Here is an 8,399-nt window from a genome sequence, read left to right as displayed (position 1 = left end):
TAGTATCATAAAATAATAAAAGAAGGAGCCAGTTTTGACTGACTCCTCCCAAGTGCCTTGTATATAGTTGCAGAAGGTATTACCTCTTACGAGGCAATACTTCCATACGGTGCAAAATTATTAGCCGATAACTGCCATAACTTCGCCCGGTTTAACGCTCTGACCAGCAGCAACGTTGATGGATTTAACCGTACCGTCAACCGGTGCAACGATTTCGTTCTGCATTTTCATAGCTTCGAGGATTACAACTACTTCGCCTTTTTTAACTGCTGCGCCTGCTGCTGCAACAACTTTAACGATTTTGCCCGGCATCGGAGCTTTAACGCCCGTTTCGCCAGCGCCAACTACTGCCGGAGCCGGAGCTGCTGCCGGAGCCGGAGCTGCTTTCGGAGCTGCCGGAGCTGCTGCTTTAGCTGCTACTTTTACTTCTTCTACTTCAACTTCAAAAGCTGTACCGTTTACTTTAATGTTGAACTTTTTCATGTTAATTATTCCTCCATAACTTTGCAAATGTTTTTAAACATTTATCTTTATTTTTGTGATCAAACACGAACTTTTTCTTAGTGGAAGTTCATCAATCTCTGACGACCAACCTGTGCCCAAACCGTACTCGGTTTAATTTTGAGAGCAACAACGTTGGAACCCATCATCGACTGAATAGCAGCCGTGATAACTGCAACGACTTCAGGACTCACGTTCTTTGCATCAATTTTCATCATTATCTCACCTTTCCTTAATTATAACGGAATGTTGCCGTGTTTTTTCGCCGGGCGAGCATCACGTTTGCTAGCCAGCATATTCAAGGCGGTGATAATGCGCGGTCTCGTTTCTTTCGGTTCGATTACGCTGTCAACAAATCCGCGTTCTGCAGCTTTGTACGGAGTTGCAAACTCTTCGATGTATTTTGCCGTTTTTTCCGCAACATTCGGGTCTTTACGGAAAATAATGTTTGCAGCACCTGCAGGACCCATAACTGCGATTTCAGATGTCGGCCAAGCCATAACCTGATCTGCACCAAGGTCTTGCGAGCACATTGCTAAGTAAGAACCGCCGTACGCTTTACGCGTAATGACAGTGATTTTCGGAACAGTTGCTTCCGAGTATGCATAGAGCATTTTCGCACCATGACGGATGATACCACCGTATTCTTGGTCGCAACCCGGCAAGAAGCCCGGTACGTCTACGAAGTTTACGATAGGAATATTGAACGCGTCACAGAAACGGATGAAGCGCGACGATTTGTCAGATGCATTGATGTCAAGGCAACCTGCCATAACGTTCGGCTGATTTGCAATGATACCAACTGCTTTGCCGTCGAAACGTGCGAAGCAAGTGATGATATTGCGTGCATAGTGCGGCTGAACTTCATAGAATTCGCCGTTGTCGACCGTAAGACCGATAACTTCTTTCATGTCATACGGCATGTTGGAGTTGTCCGGAATGATTTCATTCAGGGCTTCTTCCATACGGTTCGGGTCATCGCCCGTTTCAACAACCGGAACTTCTTCGAGGTTGTTGCTCGGCAAGAAGCTGAGGAGATAACGGATCTGTTCGATACAGTCATCTTCGTTTTCAGCTGCGAAGTGAGCTACACCGGAAGTAGCATTGTGCGTCATTGCGCCGCCCAATTCTTCTGCCGTAACTTCTTCTGCCGTAACGGATTTGATAACAGCCGGACCAGTGATGAACATCTGGCTCGTGTTTTTGACCATATAGATAAAGTCAGTCAAAGCCGGGGAATAAACTGCACCGCCGGCGCAAGGTCCCATGATAACGGAGATCTGCGGAACAACACCGGAAGCGAGTGTGTTTTTGTAGAAAATTTTGCCGTAACCAGCCAAAGCGTCAACTGCTTCCTGAATACGTGCGCCGCCCGAATCGTTGATACCGATGATCGGAGCACCCATTTTCAAGGAAAGGTCTAATACTTTGCAGATTTTAGCAGCGTGCATTTCACCGAGAGAACCACCTTCAACAGTGAAGTCCTGTGCGAATGCATATACGAGACGGCCGTCAACAGTACCGTAACCCGTTACTACGCCTTCACCCGGAAGTTCTTTCGTTTCCATACCAAAGTTTACGCAACGATGCGTAACGAATTGGTCAAGTTCAACAAATGTGCCTTCGTCGAAGAGTTTTTCAATACGTTCGCGAGCAGTGCATTTGCCTTTTTCATGCTGTTTAGCAATGCGTTTTTCACCGCCGCCAAGTTTGATTTTCTCTTGTCTGGCTTTTAAATCTTCAATTTTTTCCAGAACAGTAGCCATTTTTTACCTCCTGCCAGATTGCTTTTATACCTAAATTTTACTTACGTTCGGATAATTCCAACAAAATGCCGCCAGTAGATTTAGGATGAACGAAAGCAATGCTAGCTCCGCCTGCACCATAACGCGGTTTTTCATCGATTAAACGTACGCCTTTTTCTTTCAAATCAGCCAAAGCGTTTTCAATGTTGTCTACATTGAGAGCAACGTGCTGGATGCCTTCGCCTTTCTTCTCAATGAATTTAGCGATAGGACCATCCGGTTCAGTGGATTCCAAAAGTTCGATTTCGCTGTCACCGCAAGGAATGAAGCAAACTTTAACTTTCTGTTCTGCAACCACTTCTTCGCCCATAGCCGGGATGCCAAGCATTTCCGTGTAGAATTTTTTGGCTTGTTCCAAGTCTTTAACAGCAATGCCGACATGGTCTACTTTGTTAACTTTGAACATTGTAATTCCCTCCTTATTAGATTTGAAGCTTTAATTTATCATTTAAGCAAGCGTTTCAACAGTTCTGCAACGAGAGTATACGGATCCGCTTCTCGTTTTTGGATCTGCTGTACCATTTGCTCAAATTCACCATCACTTTGCATAGAACGAGTTACATAGCGACCAATGTTCTCTTCAATCATTGCAAGAACTTCTGCTTTGATACGTTCCGTGCGACGTTCGGTTAATTTATCGGTTTCTTTAAGATAACCGTAGTATTCTTCTAAAGTCTGTACCAATTCCGCAATACCTTCATTGCGATGTGCAACGGTACGTTTGATAGGTGGACGCCAATCAAGTTTATCTTGATAGAGATCCAACATCATTTCAAGTTCAACATTGAGCTTATCCGCACCATCACGGTCAGCTTTGTTGATGGTAAAGATGTCGGCAATTTCAAGAATACCGGCTTTGATCGCCTGGATGTCATCACCCAAGCCCGGTACTACAACCACAAGTGTTGTATCAGCTGCTTTGACGATATCGACTTCCGATTGGCCAACACCAACGGTTTCGACAATAATAACGTCTTTTCCTGCAGCATCCATAATTTTTACGGCATCAGCCGTTTTATGAGAGAGTCCGCCGAGGCTTCCTCTTGTTCCCATACTGCGGATAAATACGCCTTCATCGAGAGTCAATTCATTCATACGAATACGGTCGCCCAAGATAGCACCACCGGAGAACGGGCTGGTCGGGTCGATCGCGATAACACCGACCGTTTTACCCAAACGGCGGTATTCTTTTACAATCTTATCAGTCAATGTACTTTTTCCGGCACCAGGCGGTCCAGTAATACCAATTACGTATGCGTTTCCTGTGTGCGGATATAATTTTTTCATAATATCGACAGCTTCATCATATTCATTCTCTACGGCTGTGATCGCACGAGACAATGCTAAACGAGAACCTGCTAATAATTCTTTTGCAATATCCATCATTCGCACCACCTTATGATTAGGTGTGCCTCCCCCGCAAGGGAGGCATCACCTATATCATAATACTTGATTATTATACGTTTTCGTTAATGAATTTAACGATATCGCCAGTCGGTGTGCCAGGCGTGAATACTTCAGCGATGCCAGCTTCTTTGAGAGCCGGGATATCACCGTCAGGAATAACGCCGCCGCCGATGATGAGAACGTCTTTCATGCCTTTTTCTCTAATCAAGTTTACTACTACCGGGAAGAGCTGCGGATGTGCACCCGAAAGAATGCTCATTGCAACAACGTTAACGTCTTCCTGCAATGCAGCTTCTGCAATCTGTTCCGGAGTCTGGCGAAGGCCAGTGTAAATAACTTCAAAACCAGCGTCGCGCAATGCACGTGCAACTACTTTTGCGCCACGGTCATGACCGTCAAGACCCGGTTTTGCTACCAATACTCTAATACGTTTTTCCATCGTTTATACCTCCAACTATCGCTCTTATAAGTTAACGTGTGCTTCGTATTCGCCGAATACTTTACGCATTACGCCACAGATTTCACCCAACGTTGCATAGGTTTTAACAGCTTCAAGGATGAGCGGCATGAGGTTGACGCTTTCATCTTTACAGCCTGCTTCGAGGTTAGCCAATGCAGCTGCAACAGCTTCGCTGTCACGACGTGCTTTGAGGGCATCCAATTTTTTCTTCTGAAGTGCGCCGACAGAGTCGTCTACTTTCAAGAGACCTTCAACCGGTTTTTCTTCAACCTGGAATTTGTTTACGCCGACGATAACTTTTTCGCCGCTTTCAACAGCCATCTGCCATTTGTAAGCACTGTCTTGGATTTCTTTCTGGATGTAACCTTTTTCGATAGCTTCAACAGCACCGCCGAGTTCGTCGATTTTGTTGATGTATTCCCAAGCTTCTTTTTCGATTTTGTTCGTCAAAGCTTCTACATAGTAGGAACCTGCGAGCGGGTCGATAACGTCAGCCAAGCCGCTTTCGTAAGCAACGATCTGCTGCGTACGGAGTGCTACCATTACGGATTCTTCCGTCGGGAGAGCCAAAGCTTCGTCACGGGAGTTCGTGTGGAGGGACTGCGTGCCGCCCATTACAGCTGCTGCCGTCTGGAGAGCAACACGAACGATGTTGTTGTTCGGCTGCTGAGCCGTCAACATGGAACCTGCAGTCTGCGTATGTACGCGGAGCATCCAGGATTTCGGTTTTTTAGCGCCAAAGCGTTCTTTCATAACTTTTGCCCATACACGACGGGAAGCGCGGAATTTAGCTACTTCTTCGAGTACGTTGTTGTGTGCGTTCCAGAAGAAGGAGAGACGACCTGCGAATGCGTCTACGTCCAAACCTGCTTTGATAGCAGCTTCAGCGTATGCGATACCGTCAGCGATCGTGAATGCGATTTCCTGGGAAGCCGTGGAACCAGCTTCACGGATGTGGTAACCGGAAATGGAGATCGTGTTCCAGTTCGGTACATTTTTCGAGCAATATTCGAAGATGTTCGTGATCAAACGCATGGACGGTTTCGGCGGGAAGATATAAGTGCCGCGTGCAGCGTATTCTTTCAAGATATCGTTCTGGATCGTACCTTTGAGTTTGTCAGCAGATACGCCCTGTTTTTCAGCAACTGCAATGTACATAGCCAAGAGAACGGATGCCGGAGCATTGATCGTCATGGACGTGGATACTTTGCTGAGATCGATCTGGTCGAAGAGGATTTCCATGTCAGCCAAGGAGTCGATAGCAACCCCTACTTTACCAACTTCACCTGCGGAGATAGCATCATCCGAGTCATAACCGATCTGAGTCGGAAGGTCGAATGCGCAAGACAAACCGCTACCACCGTTTGCCAAGAGGTAACGATAACGTTTGTTGGATTCTTCAGCAGTGGAGAAACCAGCGTACATACGCATCGTCCAGAAACGACCGCGGTACATCGTCGGCTGTACGCCACGAGTGAACGGATACTGGCCCGGGAAGCCAATTTCGCTTACATAGTCTTGGTCGCCGAGATCAGCCGGAGTATAGAGTCTCTGTTCCGGCAAATTCGGGCGTTCCGGGAATTTTGCAATTGCTTTTTCTACGGTAGAAGTGTACGCTTCTAATGCGGCTTTTATATTTTCGCTCATATAAAAGTCCTCCTTTTCATTTTTTTCATTAGAACATATCTAGGAACCCTGATGCCTTTACGGCATATTTTAAAACCAGCGATGACTTTTCAGTCAATCACCGACAACGGCCGAGAAGTCCGAAGACTTCTCGACTGTTGTGAGCTCTTTCTTTTGAAAGAGCTGTTTTATTAACGTTTGTTTATCGCTTTGATGCGATTATTTTTTCATCGAACCCGTTTTGATGAAACGGTCATGCCAAGAGAGAGCTTCTTCGATGATGTGCGGAGTGTGTGCTTTTTTCGTTGCAGCTTCTGCTCTTTCGAGGTAGTCGAGGAGCATCGGTTTGTAGTCCGGATGAGCACAGTTTTCAATGATAACACGTGCTCTTTCACGCGGGCTGAGACCACGAACGTCAGCAAGACCCTGTTCCGTTACGAAGATGTCCGTGTCATGTTCAGTGTGGTCAACATGGGATACCATCGGAACGATCGAGGAGATCAAACCGCCTTTTGCAGTCGAAGTCGTGAAGAAGCAAGTGAGGTATGCATTACGAGCGAAGTCACCGCTGCCGCCGATACCATTCATCATTTTGCTGCCCATGATATGCGTGGAGTTAACGTTACCATAGATGTCGAATTCGATTGCAGTATTCATTGCAATGATACCGATACGACGAGCAACTTCCGGGCTGTTTGCAACTTCCTGCGGACGAAGCATCATTTTCGTACGATATTCATCGATGTTTTCATAAAGACGTTTGAGACCATCCGGAGACGGCGAGAAGGACGTACCGGAAGCAAATTTCAATTTGCCTGCGTCAGCAAGATCAAGCATACCGTCCTGGATAACTTCTGTGTAAACTTCGAGATCCGTGAAATCGGAATCAACGAAACCGCTGATTACTGCGTTCGCTACCGAACCTACGCCCGACTGAAGCGGAAGGAGGTTTTTCGGAAGACGGCCGGCTTTGATTTCTTCACGGAAGAAGTTGATGATGTGCTCGGACATTTTTTTGGAATCTTCGTCGATCGGTTTGAACGGACGAACATCATCGCCAATGTCGCACGGAACGATGTATTTGATTTTATCAACGCCGCACGGAATGTACGGAGTACCGATTCTGTCATTAACTTTTACAACCGGGATCGGCTGACGGTTCGGCGGATCGAGCGGAACATATACGTCATGCATACCTTCGAGCGCGAGCGGCTGAGTCGTGTTTACTTCAACGATAACAACATCAGCACTCTGTACATAAGAAGCCGTGTTACCCATCGAAGTCGTCGGAATGATGTCACCATTTTCCGTAATAGCGCAAGCTTCAACGATAGCGATATCAACTTTACCGCCCAAGAAGCCGTAACGCGAAAGCTGTGCAGATTCGCTGAGGTGCAAATCGCAATATTCAATCTGACCGGAGTTCAATCCTTTTCTCAAATCGCCGTTTGTCTGATACGGAATACGATGATGGATACCGTTTACTCTTGCGAGCTCACCGTCACACTCATCACCAACGGAAGCGCCGGACCAGATATTGATTTTGAACGGAGTTTCTTTCATGATTTTTGCCAATGCCATCGGAACTGCTTTCGGATAACCGGCCGGCGTAAAACCACTGATACCTACGTTCATGTTCGGTTTGATCGCCTGAGCAGCGACATCAGCCGTAACGATTTTGGAATGAAGTTCTGTGTTGCGAATACGATCAAGAATGTCAATCATTACAAATTTTCCCCCCAAGTAATTTTTAACGAAAGGATTCCCTATTCGTCAACTTGAATAAAAATTTTTCTATACTTACTATATAGGAACATATCACACATTTTACTAACAGTTTGCGCAACAGTACCGTCAAACGACACATAAAATTGACTGCTTTGACGGTAGAATTTCGGCTATTTAGTTATTGTGAAATAATGTTCATTTATATAGGTTCTAGACCCATCGTAAAATTCCTGCCAAAAAAATGATAGATATTGTTATTCGTCAATATTTTTCACCATATTTCTCGCAATGTGATACGATAAACTGCTTAGTCCGATCGATAAGTCCTCATGAATGATCTGAACATTCGGCGGAACATTGATGCGAACGGGAGCAAAGTTCCAAATACCGTCTACCCCACCTGCCACCAGCTTGTCTGCGACCATTTGTGCATGTGTTGCCGGAACGGCGATGATACCGATATTTACGTTTTTCTCTTTTACACTTTGAACCAAGGATGACATTGATTCGACTTCCACACCGTTGATGACTTTCCCTTTGAGTTCGGGATCAGAGTCAAACAGTGCCACGACCCGAAAGCCGAGCGAACCGATGTTTTGATAATTAGCCAGTGCAGCGCCGAGATGCCCCACCCCAACGACTGCGATGTTGAAATGATATTGAAGTCCAAGTATCTCGCTGATGTTACGCGTCAATTCTCTGACGAAGTAGCCTACACCTTTTTTGCCGAACTGACCGAATGATGCAAGGTCTTTGCGGATCTGTTCGGGCGTTACATCGAGCGTTTTACCGAGTTCTTCAGATGATATGATTTCTTTTCCGGCTTCTTGACTCATACGAAGTGTACGAAAATAAAGTGGCAGACGGTCAAT

9 protein-coding genes are annotated in these 8,399 nt (G+C 45.9%); all 9 read right to left on the bottom strand.

Annotated elements, in window-relative coordinates; genetic code table 11:
- Positions 1–120 precede the first annotated feature (120 nt).
- A complete protein-coding gene (locus tag IJN28_01575; GenBank protein ID MBQ6712463.1) occupies positions 121–483 on the bottom strand; it encodes a biotin/lipoyl-binding protein in 363 nt (120 codons plus the stop codon).
- A 77-nt stretch (positions 484–560) separates the two neighbouring features.
- The gene (locus tag IJN28_01570) at positions 561–716 is read right to left on the bottom strand and encodes a hypothetical protein (GenBank protein ID MBQ6712462.1); all 156 of its coding nucleotides are present in this window, start codon (positions 714–716) and stop codon (positions 561–563) included.
- A gap of 21 nt (positions 717–737) precedes the next feature.
- Positions 738–2,267: a methylmalonyl-CoA carboxyltransferase gene (locus IJN28_01565; protein MBQ6712461.1), complete on the bottom strand. Its 1,530-nt coding sequence runs from the start codon at positions 2,265–2,267 to the stop codon at positions 738–740.
- 37 nt (positions 2,268–2,304) lie between these two features.
- Positions 2,305–2,712 (bottom strand): methylmalonyl-CoA epimerase, encoded by a 408-nt coding sequence (gene mce, locus IJN28_01560; protein ID MBQ6712460.1) that lies wholly within the window; start codon positions 2,710–2,712, stop codon positions 2,305–2,307.
- 38 nt (positions 2,713–2,750) lie between these two features.
- Complete coding sequence (gene meaB, locus IJN28_01555; GenBank protein MBQ6712459.1) at positions 2,751–3,689, bottom strand: methylmalonyl Co-A mutase-associated GTPase MeaB; 939 nt, start codon at positions 3,687–3,689, stop codon at positions 2,751–2,753.
- A gap of 73 nt (positions 3,690–3,762) precedes the next feature.
- Positions 3,763–4,152 carry a cobalamin B12-binding domain-containing protein gene (locus IJN28_01550; protein ID MBQ6712458.1) on the bottom strand — a complete coding sequence of 130 codons (390 nt, stop codon included), beginning with the start codon at positions 4,150–4,152 and terminating at the stop codon, positions 3,763–3,765.
- A gap of 24 nt (positions 4,153–4,176) precedes the next feature.
- Positions 4,177–5,820 (bottom strand): methylmalonyl-CoA mutase family protein, encoded by a 1,644-nt coding sequence (locus IJN28_01545; GenBank protein MBQ6712457.1) that lies wholly within the window; start codon positions 5,818–5,820, stop codon positions 4,177–4,179.
- 198 nt (positions 5,821–6,018) lie between these two features.
- Positions 6,019–7,524: an acetyl-CoA hydrolase/transferase family protein gene (locus tag IJN28_01540; GenBank protein MBQ6712456.1), complete on the bottom strand. Its 1,506-nt coding sequence runs from the start codon at positions 7,522–7,524 to the stop codon at positions 6,019–6,021.
- Positions 7,525–7,781: 257 nt separating this feature from the next.
- The coding region (locus IJN28_01535; GenBank protein MBQ6712455.1) for a redox-sensing transcriptional repressor Rex at positions 7,782–8,399 on the bottom strand (618 nt) is incomplete at its 5' end.

The sequence above is a fragment of the Selenomonadales bacterium genome, assembly GCA_017442105.1.
GTDB lineage: Bacteria > Bacillota > Negativicutes > RGIG982 > RGIG982 > RGIG982.
This window is presented reverse-complemented; position numbering and strand designations above follow the sequence as displayed.

Excerpts from the sequence above, each read along its gene's own strand:
- IJN28_01575 (MBQ6712463.1), bottom strand. The coding sequence starts at position 483 with ATGAAAAAGTTCAACATTAAAGTAAACGGTACAGCTTTTGAAGTTGAA.
- IJN28_01570 (MBQ6712462.1), bottom strand. The coding sequence starts at position 716 with ATGAAAATTGATGCAAAGAACGTGAGTCCTGAAGTCGTTGCAGTTATC.
- IJN28_01565 (MBQ6712461.1), bottom strand. The coding sequence starts at position 2,267 with ATGGCTACTGTTCTGGAAAAAATTGAAGATTTAAAAGCCAGACAAGAG.
- mce (MBQ6712460.1), bottom strand. The coding sequence starts at position 2,712 with ATGTTCAAAGTTAACAAAGTAGACCATGTCGGCATTGCTGTTAAAGAC.
- meaB (MBQ6712459.1), bottom strand. The coding sequence starts at position 3,689 with ATGGATATTGCAAAAGAATTATTAGCAGGTTCTCGTTTAGCATTGTCT.
- IJN28_01550 (MBQ6712458.1), bottom strand. The coding sequence starts at position 4,152 with ATGGAAAAACGTATTAGAGTATTGGTAGCAAAACCGGGTCTTGACGGT.
- IJN28_01545 (MBQ6712457.1), bottom strand. The coding sequence starts at position 5,820 with ATGAGCGAAAATATAAAAGCCGCATTAGAAGCGTACACTTCTACCGTA.
- IJN28_01540 (MBQ6712456.1), bottom strand. The coding sequence starts at position 7,524 with ATGATTGACATTCTTGATCGTATTCGCAACACAGAACTTCATTCCAAA.